Source organism: Candidatus Chloroploca mongolica (assembly GCF_004762035.2).
Classification (GTDB): Bacteria; Chloroflexota; Chloroflexia; order Chloroflexales; family Chloroflexaceae; genus Chloroploca; species Chloroploca mongolica.
The window spans coordinates 11988-37306 of record NZ_SIJK02000034.1; the positions used below are offsets into that span (position 1 = coordinate 11988).

Annotated in this window: 12 protein-coding genes; 4 read left to right on the forward strand and 8 right to left on the reverse strand. The window is 60.9% G+C overall.

Annotation, left to right across the window (positions count from 1 at the left end):
- Positions 1 to 317: 317 nt before the first annotated feature.
- The 4 genes from pnuC (at position 318) to EYB53_RS17250 (ending at position 3291) form a co-directional block, all read left to right on the forward strand.
- A complete protein-coding gene (pnuC, locus tag EYB53_RS17235) occupies positions 318 to 1043 on the forward strand; it encodes a nicotinamide riboside transporter PnuC (protein WP_135479657.1) in 726 nt (241 codons plus the stop codon).
- Positions 1028 to 2026 carry an AAA family ATPase gene (locus EYB53_RS17240; RefSeq protein WP_135479658.1) on the forward strand — a complete coding sequence of 333 codons (999 nt, stop codon included), beginning with the start codon at positions 1028 to 1030 and terminating at the stop codon, positions 2024 to 2026. Before pnuC ends, EYB53_RS17240 begins: the two co-directional genes overlap by 16 nt.
- Positions 2027 to 2176: 150 nt before the next feature.
- The gene (locus EYB53_RS17245) at positions 2177 to 2455 is read left to right on the forward strand and encodes a hypothetical protein (RefSeq protein WP_135479659.1); all 279 of its coding nucleotides are present in this window, start codon (positions 2177 to 2179) and stop codon (positions 2453 to 2455) included.
- 215 nt (positions 2456 to 2670) lie between these two features.
- The gene (locus EYB53_RS17250) at positions 2671 to 3291 is read left to right on the forward strand and encodes a Uma2 family endonuclease (RefSeq protein ID WP_135479660.1); all 621 of its coding nucleotides are present in this window, start codon (positions 2671 to 2673) and stop codon (positions 3289 to 3291) included.
- A gap of 441 nt (positions 3292 to 3732) precedes the next feature.
- Here EYB53_RS17250 and radC read toward each other — a convergent pair whose 3' ends face one another.
- From radC to EYB53_RS17290, 8 genes are all read right to left on the reverse strand, one after another.
- The gene (radC, locus tag EYB53_RS17255; RefSeq protein ID WP_097653355.1) at positions 3733 to 4431 is read right to left on the reverse strand and encodes a RadC family protein; all 699 of its coding nucleotides are present in this window, start codon (positions 4429 to 4431) and stop codon (positions 3733 to 3735) included.
- Positions 4432 to 4591: 160 nt separating this feature from the next.
- The gene (locus tag EYB53_RS17260) at positions 4592 to 5635 is read right to left on the reverse strand and encodes an NAD(P)/FAD-dependent oxidoreductase (RefSeq protein WP_135479661.1); all 1044 of its coding nucleotides are present in this window, start codon (positions 5633 to 5635) and stop codon (positions 4592 to 4594) included.
- An 11-nt stretch (positions 5636 to 5646) separates the two neighbouring features.
- A complete protein-coding gene (locus EYB53_RS17265; RefSeq protein WP_135479662.1) occupies positions 5647 to 6924 on the reverse strand; it encodes a M16 family metallopeptidase in 1278 nt (425 codons plus the stop codon).
- Positions 6925 to 7047: 123 nt separating this feature from the next.
- Positions 7048 to 9000 carry an amylosucrase gene (locus EYB53_RS17270; protein WP_135479663.1) on the reverse strand — a complete coding sequence of 651 codons (1953 nt, stop codon included), beginning with the start codon at positions 8998 to 9000 and terminating at the stop codon, positions 7048 to 7050.
- On the reverse strand, positions 8997 to 10643 hold the full coding sequence (locus EYB53_RS17275; RefSeq protein ID WP_135479664.1) for a PfaD family polyunsaturated fatty acid/polyketide biosynthesis protein: 1647 nt from the start codon (positions 10641 to 10643) through the stop codon (positions 8997 to 8999). Before EYB53_RS17275 ends, EYB53_RS17270 begins: the two co-directional genes overlap by 4 nt.
- Positions 10640 to 17542 (reverse strand): PfaB family protein, encoded by a 6903-nt coding sequence (locus tag EYB53_RS17280; RefSeq protein WP_135479665.1) that lies wholly within the window; start codon positions 17540 to 17542, stop codon positions 10640 to 10642. The genes EYB53_RS17275 and EYB53_RS17280 overlap by 4 nt, the downstream gene beginning before the upstream one ends.
- A gap of 36 nt (positions 17543 to 17578) precedes the next feature.
- Positions 17579 to 19318 (reverse strand): SDR family NAD(P)-dependent oxidoreductase, encoded by a 1740-nt coding sequence (locus EYB53_RS17285; RefSeq protein WP_135479666.1) that lies wholly within the window; start codon positions 19316 to 19318, stop codon positions 17579 to 17581.
- Positions 19318 to 25164, reverse strand: coding sequence for a type I polyketide synthase (locus EYB53_RS17290; RefSeq protein ID WP_135479667.1), 5847 nt, complete (start codon positions 25162 to 25164; stop codon positions 19318 to 19320). Before EYB53_RS17290 ends, EYB53_RS17285 begins: the two co-directional genes overlap by 1 nt.
- Positions 25165 to 25319 lie beyond the last annotated feature (155 nt).

Sequence of the window (25319 nt, forward strand, 5' to 3'; positions counted from 1 at the left end):
ACTCCTGTTGGATACACATACGTTCCTCTGGTTCACGGCATCCCTTCCTTTTCATCATCGTGATCCGTTTGATCGCATGCTGATTGCACAATCATTGACGGAAAACATTCCGATTGTGAGTGGAGATGCCGTCTTTGATGCCTATGGTGTTATCCGGTTATGGGATCCCCATCACACACCTTGAGAAAGAAACCCTTATAGCTGGTTTGTCGGGAGGAGATGACCCGACGGTGCTTGCATGGGCAGCGCAGGTTTGATGCCGCCTGCGGCGCATCTGAAGCCCGGCGCTGGGCATGACGCATGACACGAGAGTATCTATGACGCTCGAAGCATCACAAAGCAAGCGACTCGACCGCGTATGGCTGGCGTTTCTGATGATTGCAGGGGGTGCCTTGAGCGCGTTTCTTGCAACGAGCGTCTTCGACGCGACCGTCTCCCTTTCTGGCATTCTGTGCGTTGGGCTGATCGCGATTGGTCGCCGTGAGGGATACCTCGTCGGTCTCTACAACAGCCTCTCCTACTCCATTTTGGCCTACAACAACGGCCTCTTTGGCGAAGTCTATCTCAATCTGCTTTTCTTCGTCCCAACGGGCGTCATTGGTTATGTGCTCTGGTCGCGCCACACGAGCCAGGACAGGACTGTGGAGATGAGGCAACTTGGCTGGCCGCAGCGGTTTACCATCGGAGCTATCTGCATTGCGTGTACCGTGGGACTTGGGTTGCTCCTAGGGCTGAACCCGCGCCAAAACACACCCTTCATTGATGCCTCCACGAATGTGCTGTCCATTGTGGCGACATTCCTGATGATGTGGCGCTACAAGGAACAGTGGTTGCTCTACATCCTGCTCAACCTTGTCACCATCGTCATGTGGTTGCTGCGCTTTATGGCCGGGGGCGCAGCAGGAGACTTGATGATCATGATGTGGTCACTCTTTTTGTTGAATGCGTTGTTTGGGTCTTGGCGATGGCACATGGGGGCAAAGAGCGCAATGCCAGCGAAAGCTGGTGTGAATACCGAGGTAGGAACATGCGACGTGGTCTAACGCTCGGCAAGTTTGCCCCCTTCCACCGGGGGCACCAGATGCTTATCGAGACCGCTTTGTCCGAGGTGGACGAACTGGTCGTCATGGTTTACGCCACCGACGTGATCAACGTGCCGCTCCAGGTTCGCGCCGGATGGATCCACGCGTTGTACCCGACGCTCCGGATCATCGAGGCATGGGACGGTCCAAGCGGCTACGGTACCACTCCGGAGATCGTTCGTGAACAGGAAAACTACATTCTCAAGAAGCTCAACGGACTGCGCATTACCCATTTCTACTCCAGCGAGTTCTACGGAGACCACGTCAGCCAGGCTCTTGGTGCAATCGACCGCAGGATCGACGAGGCACGCTTGACCGTGCCCATCAGCGGGACGGCGCTCCGCGAGGACTACTTTGCGGGCCGGCAATACCTCGACCCTCTCGTGTATGCTGACCTGATCACGAAAGTCTGCTTTCTGGGCGCACCCTCGACAGGCAAGACAACCCTCGCCAGCACGATGGCTGAACAGCACAAGACCGTGTGGATGCCGGAGTACGGGGCAGACTATTGGCGGGAGCACCAGGTTGATCGGCGCATCACGCTGGAGCAGTTTGAAGCGATCGCACCAGAACATAACAGCAGAGAGGATACGCTGACGCGACAGTCCCGAACGTACCTCTTTTGCGACACAAACCCCATGACAACATATGTCTTCGCGAAGGACTACCATGGCACCGCCGGTCCGGTTCTGACCCGCCTGGCAAAGGAAGCGGAGAAACGGTATGACGTATTCTTCCTTTGCGACACGGATATTCCCTATGCCGACACATGGGATCGTAGTGGAGATCAGAAGAGAAAGTGGTTTCAAGACCAGATCGTCGGCGACCTAGCCGAGCGGCAGGTACCCTTCTTTCGAGTCCGTGGCACGCTCGAAGAACGAGTCGCGCAGGTAAACGATGTCCTTCGACGGCATCGTAAATTCGGCAACGTGCTGGATATCTAGACGCCCAGGTTTATCACGGAGGCCTTCCCGTCTTCGGATTCCCCACCGGATCCCAGCAGACAATGATCATTGAGGGTCAGCTCATCGAGGCCCAGTGATTTCGAGCGCAACCGCCTCGAGCTGCACCCGGAGAACGCGGATCCTTACGACGTGCTTCTCGGTCGCCTGGGTGCGCAACGCCTCGACCAGCAGGGGCGCGACTGGAAGAGCTTCCCGCGCATCGGTTCAGGCACTGCCATCCCCCGCCCCGACTGCCGCACCTTCCCCGAAACCGGCTTCCGCGTCTGCCGAGCCCTGCTGGACTACTACACCAGCCACGGCTTGAGCCTCCCCGGCCAGCCAGGCCTGAGCTTCGACGAGAGTCTGGCCCTCTTTGGGCTGCCCTTGAGCGACGAGCGGTTCGAGCGGCTCAGCGACGGGCGCACCTAGACTGCGGGGATGCGATCCATTTCGTAGTTCGGCGGCGTGTTGAGCGATGGTTTCTATCAGAACATATGTATCATGAAAGACTTGACACCTTGTTAGAGAAGACCTAAACTATGAGAGCAACGCGAAGGAGACGATAGAAGGAGGCAATAGAACGAAAAATATCGCGTCGTCGTTCATTTCCCACAAGATGCATCTTCTTATTAACGAGGGTATATATGGCAACAAGAAAACAGAGGATCCAACGGGGAACTACCAGGATCTCGGTACCCAAAGAACCGATCTGGCGTCTTCAAGTGCATCAATATCAAGAGATGATTCGAAGCGGTATCTTGACCGACGATGATCCTGTGGAGTTATTAGAAGGATGGTTGGTGACAAAAATGCCGAAAAATCCACCTCACCGTGTCACCACCCAAATAACTCGCGAGACCCTTGCGCATCTCATTCCCTCTGGCTGGTATGTGGATGATCAGGAACCAATTACAACGAAAGACAGCGAACCGGAACCAGATATTGTCATTATTCAAGGTGATCGTCGAGATTACCTCGCTAGGCACCCCTATGCTGACGAAGTAGCGCTTGTCGTTGAAGTTGCTGATACAACCCTTCAACGCGATCGCACCAGTAAGAAACGCTTATATGCACGGGCCGGAATTCCAATCTACTGGATTATTAATCTTCCAGAGCGAAAAATCGAGGTGTACACAAAACCGCTCAGTAACGCGGAAGAACCAGATTACCAAGAAAAACAAGAATATTCCCCCACTGACACTATTCCTGTCATTCTCAACAATCAGATAATTGATACAATTCTTGTGGAAACGCTCTTTCCATAAACGCCCCCGAGCACCGCTGTGCAGCCTGACGCCGCTGGCGCGTGGATCAACCTGGGCGCGATCTTGGAACGTTCGTATCAGTTTGATCCGCGTCTCGTTCAAGAATTGCTGCCAGCGGTGCCGCTGAAGCCCGGAGGTTATACGACGTGAGACCGTACTTCATATCGCTGATCGCAGGAGCACTTTGTCTGCCCCTCACATTTTGGCCCACACGCTATGGATCGATCACGATCTCGATATCGACGATCGTGGCTGTGGCGATTCTCAGCCAGATGTGCGCGTGGCCGTCGCGATCTCTCTGGGTCACTACCCTTTGCGCCTTTGCGCCTTTGCGTCAAAAGCGAGGATGCGTAGCTGGCACGGGTGTGGGTGGGTAAGCGTTCAGCTTTCTCACGTTACGTGAGATCCGATTCTCTTCTCACGTTACGCGCGTCCCGACACTCACGTGGGAAACCCTAACCCTCGCTCGCGCATGCTGACATAACGCCCGCGTCCGATGACCAGATGGTCCAGGACTTCGCAGTCAAGGAGTTTGCCGGCTTCGACGATTTGCCGCGTAACGAGGATGTCTTCGGGGGAGGGCGAAGGGTCGCCGGACGGATGATTGTGCGCAAGAATGAGTGCGGCGCTGTTGCGCCGGATGGCTTCTTTGAAGACTTCGCCGACGCGGATCATGGCACTGTTCACCGAGCCAATGTAGATCGTGGTGATCTGTTGCACCCGATTTTTGGTGTCGAGCAAGACGGCGCGTAGGTGCTCCTGGTCGAGGTGGCTCATTTCGAGCATCAAGAGCGAGGCGGCGTCGGCGGGTGATTTGATTTGGAAGCGGGTGTCTGGCCCGGTGAGCAAGAGGCGTCGTCCGATTTCGAGCGAGGCTTTGACGGTGGCGGCTTTCGCGGCACCAAACCCGCGCCGTTGACAGAGATCGTTATATTCTATGCGCAACAGACCCGGCCAGCCTTCGCATTCCACCAGGGTTTGCTGCGCAAGTTGCAGGACGTTGAAGCCGGGGATGCCGACGCGCAACAATATCGCCAAGAGTTCGGCGTCACTCAGCGCCGTCGGCCCCAGTTGCGCCAGCCGCTCGCGGGGCTGATCCGTTTGGGGCAATTCTTTCATGCGTAGCCGATACTGATCCATAGTCTCTTTCCGATGCAGTGAGCGCACGGCTTTGCGCCTTGTTTATGTACCGCATTGGTTAGCTTATGGATACGGGGGAAGGGAGGTTTTGTGGGGCCTGCGGCCCTCATGAAGGTTTCTTGCACTGAAAAAACCAGCGTAGCTGGTTTTTTCAGTCAACCTACATCCTGCTCATGATCCGTTGTGCAGCCCGCCAGCCACTTTCAATTGCGAGGTGAACCCGCCCCAGCCCTTGTTCGCCATCTCCCGCCACATAGATGCCTGCCCGTCCTGCGCTGGCTGCCGCCAGGTATGGTGTGCTGGCAAGCGCGTAGCGCCAACGGTGGACATCGACCCACAGGGGAGAACCCAGGTTCGTGCCGATTAAGCCGCAGACCATCGCGTGAACCTGGGCCAGTGGGGTTGGGAGTTCTTCTTCTTCGCCGTACTGCCCTTTCATCAGGGCGTCCCAGTAGGCTGCACTCCAGGTTGGCCCCATCTGCGCGAGAATCAGCCCGTATGGTGCCGGGGCGCGTCCGGGTTTGCAGTGCTCGCAGGCAAGCCAGGCTATGGCATGCTGTCGATCGGTATTGATCAGCGCGTACCAGGGTTTTTGTGGGCGTTGCGGGTAGGCCAGCGCGATCGAAAGGCACATCCGATAACTGGCGGGGGCCAGGCTATCAAGGAGTTCGCGCTTGACCGCAGGCTCGATGGCGCTTGTCGCCAGCATATGGGCTGTCTGTGGTGCTGGCGGCGTCAAGAGCACGGTCTGGTATGGACCAAAGGCCCCGCCTGAGCTGTCTACCAGATCGTACCCAGCGCCCACCCGTCGCAACGAGGCGATGGTTACCTCGGTGCGCAAGGGGAGCCCGCGAGCAAGATATTTGGCGAGCGTGCTGTTGCCGCCCGGCCAGACCCATTTGGGCTCGGCGTTCATTGCGGGATCGCCGGGAGTGACCCGCCCCTGGGCGTCGAATGTCCAGACCGGGGCCGTCAGATCTTCGGCACCCCCAACTGCTTGTACCAGACTCAACAGTTCAGCCGTTGGTGCCTTGACTACCTGCGCTCCGTGGTCAAGCCGAAAGAGCCCGACGGTGCATGAAGCGACACGTCCACCGGGCCCGCGACTCTTCTCAAAGACAGTGACACTCTGCCCGGCCTGCTGCAAGGCCTGCCCTGCGGCTAAGCCTGCTACCCCTGCACCAACAATTGCGATATCAGCCATAGATTTGCCCGCTAAATTCCTTCGGTGATCATTGCTTCGAGATCAAGGGCATCGTCATCGGCATACGGGCCAATGACGGCCAGGTGGAGTCCGTCGCTGCGGAGGAGCCGCTGTGCTACGCGTTGCACATCATTGAGGGTGACCTGTTCAACCTCGGCAATGACTTGCTCGACTGGCATCACATGTCCGTAGCGCAGTAGATGTGCCCCGTTGCGCGAGGCTACCGACCAGGTGTCTTCGAGCGAAAGCAGTAAACCGCCTTTCACCTGCTCTTTGATCATTTCCAACTCAGGCTGGGTGACGCCTCCGCGTACCAGGTCGCGCAGGGTGTCAAGCACCAGCACGACGGCATCGCGCAAGGCGTCCGGCTCAACGCTGCCATACATCACCCATGTCCCACTATCCGAGAGATCGTTGTGGTATGAGCCGACATGGTAGGCGAGGGCGTGTTCTTCGCGGAGGATCTGAAAGAGACGGGAAGACATGCCCCCGCCAAGAATCGAGTCGAGTACCTGGAGTGCGCGGCGGTCGGGATCGTTATAGGCGAGACCGGGGAGGCCGAGACAGAAGTTGCCTTGCTCGCAGTCACGACTGAGCAGCGTCAGACGGGGGCCGGATAGCGGGATCGGGCGTGGCTGAGGAGGGATGTGCGAACCCGGCGGCAAGCTATCAAAGGCTGCATTGATCGCGTCTACGACCTTATCACGCTGAAGATTGCCTGCCACCGAGATGACCATGTTGGCCCGGTTGTAGTGCCGTTGCCAGAAGGTGGTCAGATCAGCCCGGGTGAGCATGCTCACCGTCTCGACGCTGCCGGCAATATCGCGCCCCAGGGCGCTTCCTGTCCACATGGTCTGCTGGAGCAACTCGTGAACCCAGTCGCCCGGGGCATCCTGCAGACCGCGTAACTCTTCGATGATGACGCGGCGTTCTTTTTCCAGTTCCTGGAGATCAAAGAGTGGGCGAAGAAGCATTTCGCCCAGAACGTCAAGCGCTCGATGCATATGCAGGGTCGCGACTTTGGCATAATAGACGGTTGACTCGTATGCGGTTGAAGCATTGAGCATCCCGCCTACCCCCTCGACGGCCTGGGAAATCATGCGTGCGTTCGGATAGCGGCGCGTCCCCTTAAAGAGCATATGCTCAATAAAGTGGGCCGCACCACTATGTACTGGAGGCTCGTGGCGCGCACCGGCGGCCACAAAGCATCCAATCGATACAGAATAGGTGTGCGGCAACGGTTCAATGAGGATACGGAGGCCGCTCGGGGAGGTAATCAGCTCTGGCATAGCCAGGAAGGATACCACATTTGCCTCTGTTTTGGGGGCTTTTTGTCCCGAAGAGGGTGCGCAAGTGACCGAACAGCCGCGAAGTTGGTTTTCTGTGGCTTGCGCACCCTCCTCGGTTGTGGCTTACACGCGTTCGAGCCAGAAAAATTGATAGGCTTCCACGCTAAGCGTCCCGCTCGCCTCGATGTCGTTGCCACTCACGAGGTCGCGGAAGCGGTAGCCTGAACCATGTAGGCGCAAGAGATTGGCCTCTAGTTGCTGCGGAAGTTCACTCATATTGGCAATGATGACGAGACGTGACCCTTTGTGCCGCCGTACGTAGCCGAGCAGATGGGCGTTGCCAGTGGCAAAGATCTCCAGGTGCATGCCGGCCAGGGCGGGTTGCGTTTTGCGCATGGCTATGAGCCGTTGCAACTCGTGGAAGATCTTGCCCTCTGGCAATTCCGGGTCGCGCCAGCGGGCGTGTGCATCCCAGTTGAACTGTACGCGGTGGATCCAGCGGCTATCGTCGGCCTGGGCTGGATCGTACAGGTAGTCATAGTTGTTGAGGGTCGCCACTTCGTCACCCAGGTAGATCAGCGGCATGCCGCCTGCACTCAAGATGATGCTGTGCAACAACAGGATGCGTCGCACGGCCAGATCGATCAGGCGCAGATCGCGTTGCTGCATCGCTGCTTCGAGGCCCGCCAGTGACGCCAGCGTTCCACTGATGCGGGCGTCACCCGTGGTGGGGTTGGCCTGAAAAGGAACGCCGCGGGCAAAAGATGCCGGGTGGTTGCCGGTGTAGAAGGCGTTGAGAAACTGACGATGCCCCCACGGATCGATCTGCAATGAACGTGCATCGTCATCATCAAATGTCCACCCAATATCATCGTGACCACGCAGATAATTAACCCAACTGCATCCCTCGGCAATGCGCCAGCGGGTGCTCAGTGAATGCGCCAGCAGCCGCACCTCCCGCGTCGCCAGCGCCTCCCAGCAGAGTGCCATCAGCAATGGGTTGTACGAGAGTTGCGCTTCACCCTGGTCAATGTATTTGACCACTTCGTCGGGGTGGACAATCGCCTCTGATTTGAAGAGCAGCGCTGGACAAGCGATGCGGGTCAACGCATTGTAGGCCTGAATGATCTTGTGGGCCTCGGGCTGATTTTCGCAGTTGGTGCCGAGACGTTTCCACACAAAGGCGACTGCATCAAGACGCAGCACTTCGACCCCGACATTCGCCAAAAAGAGCAATTCTTCACCCATAACCCGAAAGACTTCGGGATTGGCATAGTTGAGATCCCATTGGAAGCTGTTAAAGGTCGTCCAGATCCAGCGGCCCATCGCCTCGTCCCAGGTGAAATTGCCCCGCCGCACCGTCGGAAAGATCTCGCGGAGCGTCAGGTCATACTGGTCGGGGATTGTGCGATCAGGGAAGATGAAGTAAAACTGTTCGTAGCGCGCTTCACCGGCCCGCGCTCGTTGGGCCCATTTGTGCTCGTCAGAGGTATGGTTAAAGACAAAATCAACGACGAGGCTGATGCCTTGCTCGCGTAACGTGTCGGCGAGTTCGGCCAGTTCCTCCATTGTGCCCAGTTCAGGCTGCACGGTGCGATAGCTGCTCACGGCATAGCCGCCATCATTCTTGCCTTCCGGGGCCAGAAAGAGGGGCATGAGGTGAAGATAGGTGATGCCAAGCTGTTTCAGATAGGGCAGGCGCTCGCGCAGACCGGTGAGCGTCCCGGCAAAGAGATCAACATAGAGCACTGCGCCAACCATGGTCTGCTGCTGAAACCAGGTTGGCTCAGCTTCACGCGCTTCATCAAGTACGCGCAAGGCCGGTCGCCGTGACGCCCAGGCGCGGGCTGTACTCAAGAGAATCGCTTCGAGGTGATAGAAAAAGTCGTACTGCTGCCCATAGAGATCAAGCAGGAGTTCGAAGAGACGAGGCCATTCCCGTTTCAGTCGGGCCTCGAACCGGGTATATCCGGTCGGGTCGTGGCGGCGTGCCGCTTCCAGTTCAGCCGATATCCGCGGCAAGAGCCGTTCTAGCGAAAGGGTCGCCTCGGTGCGTAACCATTCACGTGTGTTCATAAGGAGCCCCTTTGGTCAGGACGATAGCCAGTCAATGCTCCGGGGAGCGCGATGCCATAGGCTTGGAGTTGTTGCAAGCGGGCCAGGTAAGCGGCCCCGGTCATCATCTGGACGCCAACATCGGCGACGCGCCGTGCGGTATAAGGTTCAAGATAGGTGCCGCGCACCCAGTCGTTGAAGGCCCCCATCGCCGGCCCACACCAGATCTGGTAATCGAGTTCACGCCCTGATTCGCCACTATTTGACCAGCGCGACGAGAGGCCCAGGTACCAGCGGAAGACCAGGGCCATTTTGCGGCGTGGGTTGTCGGCAGCGCGCTGCAGTTGCGCCGGGTCGCGGGCGGCAAAAAAATGTTCGGTCTCTTGCCAGATGGCCGCGAGTGGCTTGCGAAAGATCTGCCGTTCGAGTTGTTCGCGCTCGGGGGCGCTGATCGCGTCGAGCGAGTCGTATTTCTGGTAGAGTTCGTAGAGTTTCTGGGCGCGCATCGGGAAGAAGGTGCCGCGTTTCAGCACCTGTAGCTTCACGCCGAGTTCAAACATATCGGCAGCCGGGGCCATCGTGACATCTGCCATGCCTGCCTCGGCCAGCAACTTGCGGGTGTGGGCCGAGGCCCCGGCCTCAACGCAGGCCTGGTTGATTGAGCCGGTGACGAGATAGGCTGCGCCCATCATCAATGCGCCCAGGGCTGCCTCGGGGGTGCCAATGCCGCCGCCCGCACCTACCCGTACTATGTCCGGGTAGCCCTGTTCAGCCTGGATCGTGTCGCGTAGGGCCAGGATCGACGGCAGCAAACAGACCAGCGGGCGATTGTCGGTGTGCCCGCCCGAGTCGGCTTCAACCGTGATGTCGTCGGCCATTGGCACATATGCGGCCAGTTCAGCCTGGAGCGGCGTGATCACTCCGGCTTCGACGAGCGGTTGCAGCAGAGCCGGTGGAGCCGGGCGCATAAAGGGTTCGGCGACCTCGCGCCGCGAGATCTTGGCAATCACGCGATTGTCGGCCTGTATTCTCCCGTCGGGTTGGCGTCGCAGTCCGGCCACTCGATAGGCGACAATATGTGGGGTCAGACTCAAAAAAGCCGAGGCTTCGACCGTTCGCACGCCGTGCCGCAGGTAGAGTTCGACTGCATGCCGTTCCAGCGCCTCTTCGCTCGGGCTATGGATAAGGTTGAAGGCATACGGGCCATGCGGCAGTTCGGCCTGGATCCGGGCAATGGTCGCCTCAATGACACTTGGCACAAGCCCGGCCGCCCCAAACGAGCCAAGCATGCCGGCCTTGCCGAGCGCAATCACCAGTTCGGCTGACGCAATCCCGTTCGCCATGGCTCCGGCCATATAGGCATAACGCAACCCGTGGGTTGCCCGAAACGCCGCTGCCCCGAGGTGCTCAGGCAGCGACGGGGGCAGCCAGCCAAGCAACTCACCCTCAACCGGCCCGCCGCCTTGTCCAGCCTGACCTGCGTTCGTCAGTCCGATCTGACCATCAATGCGCACCACAAAACATGGCTGGGCAAGCTCAGACAGAACGGCACGACACCCGGCAACATCAACATACACTGCCTGAGGCGGGCCACTCCAACGCGGTCGCGCATACGGTTGATCGCGCTCGATCCTGAGCGCGTGGGCTTCGACTCCTGGTGTCATTGCTCACTTCCTGTCGCTGCATTGATCGCAATCCCCAGATCCTTCACCTCGTAAATCCGCAGGCCATCCCGCCAGAGACTCGCGTTGGCGACGATGACGATCGCTGGGCCTCGCCGTTCGATTCGGGTGATGTGCGCCTCTAGGCTCATCAGGCCGGTTGCGGGGATGATCTGGCCGCGGTATTTCCAGACGGTGCGCTGATCAATGGCTGGGGCAAAATGTGGCGCTGGTAATTCGCGCCCCAGGCCATAAAAGAGCGCGTATGCTTGCACGGCTTCGATGATCGCCTCGACGCCAAGCGAGCCGGGCATCACCGGGTCGCTGTAGAAGTGACACGGGAAGAACCAACTCGTTGGATCGACCCGTTTTTCACCATAGATGTAGCCCGCCCCGTGCGTGCCCCCTTCTGGCATCACGAGCACCCGGTCGAGCAGGTTCAGTTGACCGCCTGCCAGTCGTTCGTGCGGTCGCCCTGGCGGTGCCGTAAAGAGTGGGTGGCGGTCGCCGCGCAGATCCAGTTCGGTGCATCTCGCTTCGTTGCCACTGGTGACATACCAAGGGTGGGTTGTCTTGCCCCCGTCAAGTCCGGTCTGGTTGGCGAGCACGCTTTTGCTGAAGAAGCCGAAGGCCGCGTCACCAACATAAAAATCGCTGCCGTCCACACTCAAGCCAAACTCGAAGGTCTGGATGATAATGCCGGCGATCGCATTCGATTTGCGCAAGGTCGCCCGGCTTGTGATCCGTTTGCCCCGCAGATCCACCTCGCGTAACAGATGCCCGCTGCCATCCAGGTTCCGGAAGTAGAAGTCTTGCTCGGGGTCGGACAGGGTTGAGCCGAGCGCTGTCGTGAGGAAGCCACACGGTTGCAGTCCGATCTCCATCAAGACGGAATAGGGGGTGGTTGGGTAGCTGTTGCGATGGTAGAACCATGGATTGATCGGCACGTCGTACTCGCCGATCAGGGACGCGCCGTCGCGCAGTTCGCCGCGCTGCCCCTCGAGCTGCACGATACGGCTGAGTAGTTGCAAGTCGCCATTGGGGTTGCGCGGGGTGCGTCGTCCCTCGAAGATGGCGTAGTCGGGGCCAAAACAGGCGACCATCGAGCCGGTGGTGAAGTTCTGCAGGTGCGTTTCGTTGTACGCCACTGGTTCGTTGTGCGCCGGATGTTCCGCGATGCGCGGCGGCGTGAGCCGGGGGTTCTTTTCGGCAAGCTTCAGCGCTAGATCCTTGAAGCGGACGACAATGCGCCCTTCCAAAATCACATCAATATTCGCATATGCATATGGCTCTGGTTCAACCCCGAGCGCCGTGACCTCCATCCGATAGATCAGCGTGCTGGTGATTGGTGTCACCTGGCCCCGGCAGCGCACCACCTGCGCCACTTCGGGCACCGGCTGGAAGCGTGCGTCAAAGGTGTAGGTTTGCAGGCCCAGGAAGAGCATGTAGATCTGGAGCAACTGGCTACAGCCTTCGGCCATCAGCGAACCCGCCATCACCTGATCATCCGAGAAATGGCACGGGAAGAACCAGCTTTCGGGGGTGAGATCCTGTTCGCCAATGACGAGACCAAGACCCCAGTCGCCGCCGTGCGGGTCAATGGAGGCAATGCGACTCAGCATCAACATCTGGCGTATCGGTAGCCGCAACGAAGCATTGCGCCCACCCTGGGCATAGCTTGGGCCAAAACAGGCTTCCAGGTTCCCTGCAATCAACTGATCGAGATCGCCCTCGCTCAACGAGCGGCGACTGCTTTGCAACGGTGGCACAAAGATCTGTTTGACTGCCTGACGGCGCTGTTCGAGATCTTCTTTCGAGTCGACGACCCCGCGCCCATGGTCAAGTTCGCTATCAGTGAAGAACCCGGCGCAGCCGCCGTCCATCTTGAGCACCATCCGTGTGCCGACGAAACATTCGTAGCTGAAAAAGAAGAGCAGCGTATCGCCACTGCGCGCAAACGAGTTGATCGAAATATCGTAGCGCAGCGTCTCGCCTTCTTTCGGCAGGTCATCAAGGAAGGTCAGTGTGCAGTCAAGCAACCGGTAGACGCGCTCGCCGCGACACTCAAAATCAATGCCCAGGTAGCTGATCAACAACAGGTCGCATTGGCCCGACTCGACCGCCACCGCCGTCGGCGCTTGCCCATCGACGCTGTACCAGGCATCGGGTGGAATATCATATTCAGTGGTAATTTTTGAAGGCTGGAAAGATCCGCACGTGGCCTCGAGTTGGGTTACGCGACTGACGAGCAGATACGGCGGCAACGGCAACCGTACCCTCCGATGATACTGGTCAATACTGGCATAGGCTGGCCCAAAAACCTTGGCAATCGAGCCACCGGCAAATTCCAGCAAGGCCGCCTCGTCCCAGATCACTGGCACCGCTGGTTTTGCTTCCTCTGCGGCAACAACCCCATTCTCCGAGGGCGTGACGCTGAGCGGCGGCGTCGCATCCGGCTGCCGGGACAACCGCTCACCATACGCACGCAGCAACGCATGCCGCTCGGCCAACCACGCCTGATGTCGCTCAATTACATTCACGTGCTCATCCTCCGCGCCTCCGCGCCCCTGCGCCTCTGCGTTAAAAACTTCCGGATCATCCTCCGCGCCCCTGCGCCCCTGCGCCTCTGCGTTAAAAAACTCCGGCACGACTCCCCGTACGCCCTTCCCCCCGAGCGCAATCCACTTCACCAGACTACGCCCAGCCACTTCATCGCGCCTCACCGGCAGCAGCGGCGTCAGATCAAGCGCAACCCGCTGGCTCTGCAGACGCGCAAGCAGGGTCAACAGATTCGTTGCATCATCGCTGCCCTGACGATTCACCGCGACGGCGAGGTGCGGTTGCCCCGCGAGGATCGTGCCAATCCAGCGGCTACATGCATTGGCCGGCCCGGCCTCGATGAAGATCCTGGCCCCATCAGCGTACACCTGACGCACCAGCCGTGGGAAATCGACGGGCTCGCAGGTCGCCCGGGCGATGTTGTGGGCAATCACATTCGCCTCAAGCACCGTCGGGCGCATCGTCGCCGCACTATAAAAACGAATCCCCGGCACATGAACCGTGGTGACGTGATTCAGTTCGACCAGCAGGTCGTACTCCGAGCGTATCGCCGGGCAGTGGATCGCCGTGTTGAAGGGCGCCTGAAACGCTTCACAGCCCAGGTCGGCAATGATCGCCCGAACCGTTGCTGGCTCGCCAGCAATGACCACTTCGTCGGGTGTGTTGATGTGGGTCAAGAAGGCGCGCTGCTCGCCACGGAGCCGCACTTCCGCCTGGGTTGCGTTGACGCGGGCGGTGTAGATGCTCCAGCATGGCTCATCACCCGCCGGATCGAGGCCAAAATAGGCGCGTACGGCCTCGTGGCATCCCGCCAGTCGTCGCGTAAAGAGTGGCAATTGGCGGAGTTTCGCCAGCGCCGCCTCACTCGCTTGCCACGCCCCCATCGCCCAGAGCATGCTCGCTTCGCCCATGCTGTAACCAAAGGCTGCGGCAGGGCGGAGCTTGAAATACTCACGCAACACCGTCGTAAAGAGCAGCGTAAAGGCCAGGCTTGTCTGCACCATTCCGGGGGGATCGCTGCGCAACACTGCCTTGGCCTGATCGAGCTCGTTTTGTCCAGGGAGGCCCCGGTAGCGCGGGTAGAGGCGTGTCGCACCAATCAGCTCGGGCACATCACGCACCAGTGCGCCGAGGCGTTCGTGCAACCCCGGGAAGAGTTGCAACAGATCGCGCCCGAGCCCTGGGTAGGCGCTGAAGGCCCCTGGGTAGACAAAGGCAACCTCGGCGTGCGGGCCGAGCGGCTGCGGGGTGAAATAGCTGCCGAGCGGCGTTTCCCAGGTTTGCCCGGTCGCAAACGCTTCGGCAAGGCCACGTTCGGCAAAGCCCACTTCGCGCAGCAACTCGTTGGTTGTGCGCGCCAGCAGGCTCACACTGTAACGGGCCTCGGGACGCGCCTGACTGGTGCGCAAAGCCTGCTCCGCGATCGCCTCCAGCGCCGTGCCTGCTTCAAGGGTCTGTTTCAGCGCCGCCAGGGCTTCGTGCAGTTCAGTCTGATGATCGCCAACCAGGGGCACAAGCCAAATGCGGGTGCGCCGGGCAATAGTTGAAAGCTCGCGCTCACGCGTTCCGTCGGTCGCCTCGACGAGCACCAGATGGCTAGCGCACCCGTCGCTCCCGCGATGGCTGATCGCAGCGCGCCGTCGTTCTCCAGGCCCGGTGAGCCAGGGGCGCGTTGCTTCGGGCAGATAGAAGGCTGTGGCCGCCAGATGCGCGGCTGAAGGCAGACTGGCCCCCGTCGTCACCGCCGGCACATAGCGTCCGTGCAGCACAAGTGCCGTGCGGATCAAGGCGACCATGCCACTCACCGCGCCTGTCTGCCCTACCTGCGCCTGGGCCGAGCCAAGCGCACATAAAGCGTCGTGGCCCGGCCTTGATCCTTGGTAGACCGTGTTTAACCCGTCGAGTTCACTCGCCGCAAGCTGATGCCCATCCAGGTACCCAATGCTTGCCGGGGTGACATGGGCGGTCTCCAGCGCCAGACGAGCGGCCGTCTCCAGCGCCTGGCGATCTGGCTCGTGCGGCAAGACCGAGCGGGTGCGCCCGGCGGACGAACTGAGCGCAATCGCCTCGATGGTGGCATAGGCAGGCGCGTGTCCGGCGGCCTCGGCACGTTTGAGCACCACGGCACCTGCGCCTTCGCCCGGATGCAGTGTCTCGGTAGCGCGTAGCGGATCAAGCAAGATCCGTTCAATTCCTCCCGCCAGATCCACTGCCGCAACCACGACTGCTGCAAGGTCACCGTCGGCAAGCAGGGTTTGCGCCGTTTCCAGCGCTCGTGTCGCCGAACTCTCGTCAGCCGAGAGGGTGAAGGCCGGCCCGCTGAGATCCCAGAGCGCCGCGACCCGACAGGCCATGATGTTGCCGATGAAGCTGATATACTGATTGACCTGGGCGCGTGGATGCAGCGCGTCTTTCAGGCTCGTCGCGAGGTGTTGCGCTTCTTCTGGCGAGAGGTGCAGGCCCATGCGTTCGCAGAGACGCGGCAATTGCCAGGTCAGATCCTGACGCCCGCGCAATTGATGGATCGCAGCTTCGGCTTCCATTGCGACGATCACCGCGACGTGCGCGCCACGCTCGATCTGGGCATCGCGTAACGCACCATCGGCGACGCGCAGCAGCAAGAGTTGCTGCGCCAGCGGTTGATCCGTCGCATCGGGCGGAATCTTGGCCCGCAAAAAGTCAAACGCAAAGCCCTGGAGGTACGCGCCGTCTGGTGCGCTGCCTCCAGGCAAGCCAAAGTGACTCGCCAGGGCCGGATTCGTCTCGTGCGCGTGCCAGCGCTCTGGTGGCAGCGGATATTTCGCTGCTTCGCCCGCATATGTGCCCTGATCAAAGGCGCTAAGATCTTCGTATGGCCCGAGGCAGACATCCATGCCAATGATTGCCAGAGGCATCTGCGTTGCCTGGCTTTTGTCGGTCGCTTCCCTCAACCCTTGCCCAGCGGCGGGGGTAAGGTAGGCGGTGTTGGTAACGTGCTCGCCGTTGCCTTCCAGAATGAGATGGGCATTCGTACCGCCAAACCCAAACGCACTGATGCCCGCCCTCCGCGGCCCGGGTTGCTCCGGCCATGGCGTCAGGCCGCGCACAATGCCTGCACCGCCAACCGTGCCTCCCTGCGAAACAAGCGGCTCGTTGATGCCGATGGTCGGCGGTAGTTGATTGTGCGCCATGCTCAACACAACCTTGAGCAAGCCCGCCATGCCTGCGGCGGTCAACAGGTGCCCAAAATTTGATTTGACCGAGCCAAGCCAGGGCGCGGCCCCATAGGCCCCGAAAAAACGCTCCATGCTGTTGAGTTCAACAATGTCGCCGACCGGTGTTCCCGTCGCGTGGCACTCGACATAACGAATGGTTGCTGGCGAGACACCCGCCGAAGCGTAGGCTCGCTCAAAGGCGAGGTGCTGCCCTTTGGGATTGGGCACGAGCAGGTGTTTGCCGGCCCCGTCGTTCGAAAGCCCGATGCCCTGGATGATGCCGTAGATCCGGTCGCCGTCGCGCACGGCATCGGCGTGCCGTTTGAGCACCACCATGCCCGCGCCCTCGCCCGAGGTCAGGCCCTTCGAGGCGCGGTCAAGCGGGCGACTCGCGCCTCCTTCGGGCGGATAGGCCTGGAAGATCGAGAAGCCCGTATGCACAAAGAGCGGATCGGCGCAACTCACTGCCCCGGCCAGCATCAGGTCGGCCTGACCCGACGCCAGACAGTCGCAGGCAAATTTGAGCGCATAGAGCGACGATGCGCACGCGGCATCAAGCGCGTAGTGAACGCTGCCAAGCCCACAGGCCCGGGCGATCAGACTGGCCGGTTGCCCCGAGATGCGCCCGTTCAGCGGGTTGGACGTGCTGCCCTCGGACAACGGCGGCAGTTCGTCCAGTTTCACCGGTCTCCCCCCGAGCGCATCACGCAGCACGTCGGCAACCGCACTGGTGTAGAGCGGCGCGATCAGCCGGTGCGACGAGTGCGTCGGGAACGACAGGTTGCCCAGGATCACGCCACACCGGGCGAGCTCCGCCTCGTCACCCAGGTAGCCACTATCGCGTAACGCTTGCCGAGCCACCTCGAGTGACCAGGTGTAGAGCGGATCAAGTCCCTCCAGCATCGCTGCGGGCAGCGCAAAGCCGTGCGGGTCAAAACTGAAATCACGCACGAAGCCCCCCCGCGCATACGCAAACCCATCGGCATGGTGGCGGGTAGGGTCAAAGAAAAAGGACGGGTCAACCCCGAGTTCTGTTGCGGTCAGCAGCGATGTTCCATCCACTCCCGCCGCCAACTTGCGCCAGAATGCTTCGGGCGCGGGTGCCCCTGGAAAGAGGCAGCCCAGACCAATGATCGCAACTGGTTCCACGTTAGATCCTCACTGCACCTTGGCAAAACAAGACTCCTACTCTTTGCGCAAGGCAAAGAGGCGGTCGAGTTGATGACTCACGGCAAATTCGGCCCCGTGCATCGCAAGCAGCACCTGCCCAGCGGCATCAAAGGCGGTGATGTCGGCACTCAGGCGCAATTCGTTGCTCGCAGAGGGTGTCAGGGTTAGATAGAACGGCTGCTCAAACGCAAGCGGCCGGTAGTGTGCAAGCCTGGCCCAGCCGAGCGGCAGGCTGGCCGCATTGTGGCGCTGGCGAATCCAGACCAACCCGGCCTGCAAGAGCGCGTCCGCGACGTAGGCGTTGAAGGTTTCGGCGCGAAACTGGCCCTGCGCCGCCAGACTCACCGCAGGCAACTGGCACCGCAGCACGAGCCGGTCATCGTTTTGCGGCACGACGCATTGGATGCTCTGCAGCAATGGCCCGTGAAAGAGCGTGCCATCGCGATAGAGCCGTGCGCCGTCAATGCACGTATCTTCCCCAGGCCCAACCACTCCCGGTTCCGGGGGGGCAAGCTGTTTTCGCCCAAGTTCGATGGTCGCACGATAGTGAAACCGTGGTTTGCCTGCGCTTGTCTTGCTCGCGATCACGGCATCTAGCCGCAACACACCCTCGGTTTCATCCTTGAATGTTTCACGCAACTCAAGTTGATACGCGGGGGCGAGGTGCTCATCAAAGATAATGCCTTTCAAGACCTGGAAGGCGTCGCACCGGCGCAGATGGTAGCCGGGGTAGAGTTGCGCACAGCCATCGCTCATCCAACTTGCTGCAGCAGTGGCTGGCAGCACAGCGTGCAGGCCGATCATATGGTCGCGCAGGAAGGGATTCGCTGTTTCGGTCAACTGCCTGTGCAGGCGATAGGTCCGCAGCGTTTGATCAAGCGGAGCCGGTGCCGGCAACATCGGGCTGCCCACCAGCAGTTGCACCGTCGCCTCGGGTCGGGCCAGTTGCTCAACAAGTACCGCGACGCCGCCATCAACGGGAATCACCGCGATCTGCCGTTGCGCAAAGAGCGCTTTGATCGCCGGTGTTACCATGCCCCCGTCCCACGGCCCCCAGTTGAGCGACAGCACCCGGCACGCTGGATGATCGCGTTGCAACTGGTAGGCCGCCTTATTGAGGATCTCGTTGGCGAGCGCATAATCGGTCTGGCCAAGGTTGCCAAAGAAGCCAGCCCCCGAAGAGAAGAGCACAAGGTAGCGCAGTTGGGCTGGCGGAAGAACGGTGAGCAGACTCTGCAACCCCATGATTTTGGGGCCATAGACGGCGTCAAAGTCGGCCCCGGTCTTTTGCTCGATGCGTTTATCGGCGAGTGCGCCGGCCCCGTGGATGAGCCCGGTGATGCTCGCAGGATCGACGCCCGCCTGACGCAGTGCCGCTCGTAGGCCCTCGTGATCAGTGACATCGGCGCTCACATAGACTGCCGTGCCACCTGTCGCACGGATAGCCTGCAACGTCGCTTCGATCTCTTCGCACGCCCTGATCTCCCGCCAGATCCGCTGGATCGTCGCTGGCAACGCGCGTTCACCCTGCTTGGTCAGCAGATGCGCAATGCGTTGCTTGAGCGTCGCGTCGTCCATCCCCGGCTCAACCCAGGCGGGCACCGGCGTGAGCGTCGTACGCCCAAGCAACACAAACTGGCACCGAAAGCGGTGTGCCATCCCGATGACACATGCCGCCGTAATGCCCCGCGCCCCACCGCTGACCAGAAAGGTTGTTGTTGAGTCAATTGGCACACTTGTTACTGTGTCAATCATCACACATCACCTATGGGAAGATCGGCCCCAAGGGTGACCCGGCCCTGATACCCATACCCAACCTCAACAAGACGCTGATCGGGATCATGCATCTCGCCGAGCACGAGGCCAACGATCTGTTCGGCTTCGTAGGCCGGATGCACGTCCAATGCTCGACAAAAGACCGTCGGCCACTCTTGCCGCAGGCTCTTGACCAGCCCAAAGAGACCACCACCGACCGGACTGATCGGCTGGCGCATACTGGTGCCCAGTTCACCATCAAGTCTCGTCAGTGTCACAAAGAAGGCCCGGCTTGCCTGACTTGCTGCGACCAACGAGGCTTTGAGTTGCCCGGCGGCCAGGAAGACGTGGCGCACAAGCTGATGCTCAATTGCACTGAAGAGTTGCCCAGTGGCCAGTGGTTGCTCGGCCTGCGGATGCAGGTGGATCAGACCGCAGATCGGTCCATAACTCTCGGCCAGCGCATGCAGGGTCTGGTTCAGGTGCGCTTCACTCATATCGGGCAGCACGACCCGCGCAATGCCACGCGGCAGTGGCGCATGCGTACCTGCAACTGCCGTCGGGAGCCGTAGCACCACCGGTTGCCATCCACGCTCGGCCAGGGCTTGCGCCAGCATCCCCGGCACACTGCTGCCATCATCCGTAATCACACAACTCCAGCCATCCACCGGGGCTAGCTCGAGCATATCAGGCATCGGCAGCTGTACCAACCGTGGCGGCGCAGAGGGTACCGTCGGCACAGGCGCAGGCACCGCGCTGAGGGCCGGGGCGGGCAGCGCACTCCCTCCCCCCGCGTGGGGGAGGGCCGGGGTGGGGGGCGTACTCCCATTCACCGTCTGATGCAGGTGCTCAACCACCTGCCCAAGGGTGCGCAACTCAGCAAGCTCCTCAGGTGCGAGGCGCGGCAGCGCAAACCGGCTCTGCATCGTGCCAAGAATATCAACCCGCTTAATCGAGTCGATCCCGAGGTCGGACTCCATATCCATCGCGAGTTCGAGCGTCTCGTAGGGATACCCGGTCTTCTCACTCACGACAGTCAGCAGCCCCTCAATCAGTTCCGGACTAAGCGGCGCAACGGTGCCGCTTGTCCCACTCCCTCCCCCCAGTGGAGGGAGGGCCGGGGCGGGGGGCTGGGCAACAGCCGTCGGTGGCGACACCGGCGGCGCAAAGGCCGGCGCAGGGGCAACAGCAGCCGGGGGCGGCACCGGCGGCGCAAAGGCAGGCGCAGGCAGCGCACTCCCTCCCGCGTGGGGGAGGGCCGGGGTGGGGGGGACACTCCCACGCACCGTCTGATGCAGGTGCTCAACCACCTGCCCAAGGGTGCGCAACTCGGCAAGCTCCTCAGGCGCCAGGCGCGGCAGCGCAAACCGGTTCTGCATCGTGCCAAGAATATCAACCCGCTTAATCGAGTCGATCCCGAGGTCGGACTCCATATCCATCGCGAGTTCGAGCGTCTCGTAGGGATACCCGGTCTTCTCACTCACGACAGTCAGCAACCCCTCAATGAGTTCCGGACTGAGCGTCGGTACCGGGTTGCTAGCTCCCTTCTTCGCCTCGGGTGGTGCAACAGCCGTTGGTGGCGACACCGGCGGCGCAAAGGCCGGCGCAGGGGCAACAGCCGTTGGTGGCGACACCGGCGGTGCAAAGGCCGGCGCAGGGGCAACAGCAGCCGGGGGTGGCACCGGCGGCGCAAAGGCCGGTGCAGGCAGCGCACTCCCTCCCCCCGCGTGGGGGAGGGCCGGGGTGGGGGGCACCACACTCCCTCCCCCCTGGTGGGGGAGGGCCGGGGTGGGGGGGACCACACTCCCTCCCCCCGCGTGGGGGAGGGCCGGGGTGGGGGGGACACTCCCACGCGCCGTCTGATGCAGGTGCTCGACAACCTGCCCAAGGGTGCGCAACTCAGCAAGTTCCTCAGGTGCCAGACGCGGCAGCGCAAACCGGCTCTGCATCGTGCCAAGAATATCAACCCGCTTGATCGAATCAATGCCGAGGTCGGACTCCATATCCATCGCGAGTTCGAGCGTCTCGTAAGGATACCCGGTCTTCTCACTCACGACAGTCAGCAACCCCTCAATGAGTTCCGGACTAAGCGTCGGTGCCGGGCTTGCCGCCTTCTTGGCCTCGGGTGCTGCAACAGCCGTTGGTGGCGACACCGGCGGCGTAAAGGCCGGCGCAGGAGCAACAGCCGTCGGTGGCGGCACTGGCGGCGCAAAGGCCGGCGCAGGAGCAACAGCCGTCGGTGGTGGCACTGGCGGCGCAAAGGCCGGCGCAGGAGCAACAGCCGTCGGTGGTGGCACTGGCGGCGCAAAGGCCGGCGCAGGGGCAACCGCAGCCGGTGGCGGCACCGGCGGCGCAAAGGCCGGCGCAGGCAGGGCACTCCCTCCGAGGGCCGGGGCGGGGAGCACCACACTCCCTCCCCCCGCGTGGGGGAGGGCCGGGGTGGGGGGCGGCGTCCCCGCGTGGGGGAGGGCCGGGGTGGGGGGCACCCCACTCCCTCCCCCCTGGTGGGGGAGGGCCGGGGTGGGGGGCGGTGCGGGGGGCGGCGCATTGCCGCTTACGTGCTCAATCAGCCCGAGCAATCCGTTCGCATAGGCCGACTGTTGGGCGAGGAATTGCTCGTGGATGCGCAAGGTTTCACGTTGCATGGCGTGGATCGCCGCGAGATCTTCCTGGGTCTGTGGGGTCTTCTGCTCAGGTGCCTGGAGCAAGAGCCGGGTGTAATCCAATTGATAGTTGAGAAATTGCTGGTGAACCTGAAGCAGATCGCGTTGATGGTTCAACAAACGTGCCACAAGATCGCCAGGGGCAAGCGTGTTTTGTTCGTGCGAACCGTTCTGTGAAAGCGACTGAGGGTTCATCTGTATATCTGTTTGCATTCCTATACCGTTAGGATAAGCTGATACCGGTTGTTCTGTCTGGAGCAGGGGCTTCGTTGCGGTTGCCTTTTCCGCTGCGACAGGCGTCACGTGGGCAACGGCGTTCTCAAACGCGGTGCGCGTCGCCTCACTGACATAGCTCGCGCCACTCAGGCGCACCCGTAGCCCTTTGCGTTTGCCCACAGGCGTTGGCGCTGGTGGCCGTTGGTACCCGTCAATCCCGCGCATTGGCACCCCGAGGACGCGCAGTTGCACGGCGGCCTCGCGGAGTTGACGGTCGCTGTCCTGTTTCCGCTGTGGGTTCAGCGCAATTGCGACATGGGGCCGATCATGCAGGATCGTCTTGACCAGATTGGTAAGGATGTTGCGCGGGCCACATTCTACAAAGATGGTGCCTCCAGCCGCGTAGATCTGTTCGATCTGCTGTAAGAAGTAGACCGGTTGCAGCAACTGGTCGGCGAGCATCGCCTGCATTGCCTCGGGTTGATGGGGGTAGGGTTGCGCTGTCGCATTCGCGTAGACCGGGATCTGGGGTGGGTTGAACGCGGTTTTGCGAATGGCCTGGCTAAATGGCCCATGCGCATGGCTCACCAGGGGCGTGTGAAACGCTGCTGCGACGGGCAAGAGCGTGGCGGTGTGTCCTGCGGCCTGGGCAAGTTGATGCACCTGGGCGATCGCCGCATGAGGGCCAGCGAGCACAACCTGGTCGCGTGCGTTGAGATTGGCGATCATCACCCCGGGCACCTGTGCTATCAAGCCTTGCACGACTGCGATATCGGCGGCAACGGCCAGCATCGTGCCGGCATCAAACGATGGATCATCAGGCGGCGCCATGGCGCGTCCACGGGCATGCATCAGCCTGAAGAACGCCGCATCGTCAAGCGCCCCCGCTGCCCAGAGGGCGGTCAGTTCGCCAAAGCTATGCCCCGCCGCAAACGCGGGCCGCAAGCCAGCCTCGCGTAGCAGCCGAAACAAGCCGGCACTCACCGCACCAATGGCTGGTTGGGCGTAGGCCGTCTGCTGCAACTGGGCATCTTGACGCGCCTCTTCCTGGGGGGTAAAGACCGGGGAAGGAAAAAGAACCTCGGCTAGCGACGGGCGTACCGCGCCTCCCGCTGCATTCGCTTCGCCAAGGAGCGTGCGCAACAGCGGAAAGTTGAGCATGACCTCGCGCCCCATCTCGCGGTACTGCGAACCTTGCCCCGGAAAGAGCGCCACAACCCGCCCCTCGGTCGCCATCCCAACGCGTTGATACCAGACCCCGCGTGGATGCTGCAGGCGCTCGGCGTCGGGTTGCTCGCGCAGGAGTGGCATGATCCGCTGGAGTTGCTCGCACGCTTCGCCAGGATGTTCGGCAACAAAGCCGAGGCGGGCATACGCCGGGGGCAAAACGATCGTCTGACTTGTCTCGGCGAGTTCGGCAAAAACCTGGGTGGCTTCTGATCCAGCGAGGGCTTCGGCGAGGTTCGTGCAGGTGGCCAGCAGTTCCACCGGGGTGGCCGCACTGATCAGGATCTCGCGGGCGGTCTGGTGGATACGATAGGGTTGCTGCTGCTCGGCTTCGTACTCTTCCAGCACCACATGAAAATTGGTGCCCCCAAAGCCAAAGGCACTCACCCCGGCGCGGCGCGGCGCGCCATCGGGCCTGCGCAGCCACGGGCGCGGGCGTGTATTGACATAAAGCGGCGAGCCATCAAGGCCGAACTTTGGATTGGGTTGGATCACATTGATTGTTGGGGGCAGAACCTTGTGGTGCAACGCGAGCGTGGCCTTGATCATCCCCGCCGCCCCAGCGGCCGCTTTCGTATGGCCGATCTGCGACTTGACGCTGCCGAGTGCGATCTGCTCCTGGCCAGCGTTGGCGCTCCCAAAGACTTCACGCAAGGCCGTCACCTCGCAGAGATCGCCGGCGACCGTGCCAGTCCCGTGGGCTTCGATCAATCCGACGGTCGCAGGATCAACCTCGGCCAGTTCGTACGCACGGCGCAACGCCCGTACCTGACCTTCAGCCCTGGGTGCATAAATGCTCCGGTACCGACCATCGCTTGACGACCCGATGCCACGGATCAGCGCATAGATGCGGTCGCCGTCGCGCTCGGCATCTGAGAGCCGTTTGAGCACCAGCATCCCGATGCCCTCGCCAACCATCATCCCGTCGGACGCAGCATCAAATGGCCGTACCATGTTGCTGCGTGAAAAAGCCGGGGTTTTGCTAAAACAGAGGTACATAAAAGGTGAATTATCGGTATCCACCCCACCGGTCAGCATCATATCGCAACGATGTGCACTCAGTTCACTGATCGCCATCTGCAACGCACTGAGTGACGACGCACAGGCCGCATCGGTGACACAATTGATGCCACCCAGGTCAAAACGATTAGCGATCCGCCCGGCAATCACATTGCCGAGCATCCCTGGGAACGAATTCTCTTCCCACCGAATATAGGCCAGTTTGATCTTCTCAACCGCCGCGTTGATGATCTCATCGCCCAGCCCGCAACTGCGCAAGGCCCGTTCCCAGACAGGGTATTGCAGGCGCGCGATCAGTGGCGTCATTAATTTTTGCCCACCGCCAATGCCGAGCACCACCCCGGTACGCCCGAAATCGTAGCCGCGCCCCTCACCATAGCCAGCATCGTCAAACGCCTGACGCGCGGCAACCAGGGCCAGCAACTGCGAGACATCCGTCACTTCGAGAATATTGGGTGGCAGGCCAAATTCGAGGGGGTTAAAATCAAGGTCAGGTAAAAAACCGCCCCGGCGCGAATAGGTCTTGTCGGGAACTGTCGGGTCAGGATCGTAATAATCCTCCAACTTCCAACGCGAGGGAGGCACATCCGTGATGCTATCACGTTCGCGCAGGATATTATCCCAATAGGTGGTCACATCATGCGCCTGGGGGAAGAACGAAGCCAAACCGATAATCGCGATTGGCTCCATCCTCGCCGAACGCGCAGAAGAAGAGTGCATACGCTTTCCTCAAAAGCCGGAATCGATGCGTGGCGATCGCGCACGCGGTTGCATTATAACCGTTCCTGCAACAATTGTTGTTTATGAAGAGTTAAAGGACATCCACTGAATCTCGCGCTTCACTTACCAGATTCTTAACACCCTCTTAATAAAAT

Excerpts from the sequence above, each read along its gene's own strand:
- EYB53_RS17290 (WP_135479667.1), bottom strand. The coding sequence starts at position 25,164 with ATGCACTCTTCTTCTGCGCGTTCGGCGAGGATGGAGCCAATCGCGATT.
- EYB53_RS17240 (WP_135479658.1), top strand. The coding sequence starts at position 1,028 with ATGCGACGTGGTCTAACGCTCGGCAAGTTTGCCCCCTTCCACCGGGGG.
- EYB53_RS17260 (WP_135479661.1), bottom strand. The coding sequence starts at position 5,635 with ATGGCTGATATCGCAATTGTTGGTGCAGGGGTAGCAGGCTTAGCCGCA.
- radC (WP_097653355.1), bottom strand. The coding sequence starts at position 4,431 with ATGGATCAGTATCGGCTACGCATGAAAGAATTGCCCCAAACGGATCAG.
- EYB53_RS17275 (WP_135479664.1), bottom strand. The coding sequence starts at position 10,643 with ATGACACCAGGAGTCGAAGCCCACGCGCTCAGGATCGAGCGCGATCAA.
- EYB53_RS17285 (WP_135479666.1), bottom strand. The coding sequence starts at position 19,318 with ATGATTGACACAGTAACAAGTGTGCCAATTGACTCAACAACAACCTTT.
- EYB53_RS17265 (WP_135479662.1), bottom strand. The coding sequence starts at position 6,924 with ATGCCAGAGCTGATTACCTCCCCGAGCGGCCTCCGTATCCTCATTGAA.
- EYB53_RS17250 (WP_135479660.1), top strand. The coding sequence starts at position 2,671 with ATGGCAACAAGAAAACAGAGGATCCAACGGGGAACTACCAGGATCTCG.
- EYB53_RS17270 (WP_135479663.1), bottom strand. The coding sequence starts at position 9,000 with ATGAACACACGTGAATGGTTACGCACCGAGGCGACCCTTTCGCTAGAA.
- pnuC (WP_135479657.1), top strand. The coding sequence starts at position 318 with ATGACGCTCGAAGCATCACAAAGCAAGCGACTCGACCGCGTATGGCTG.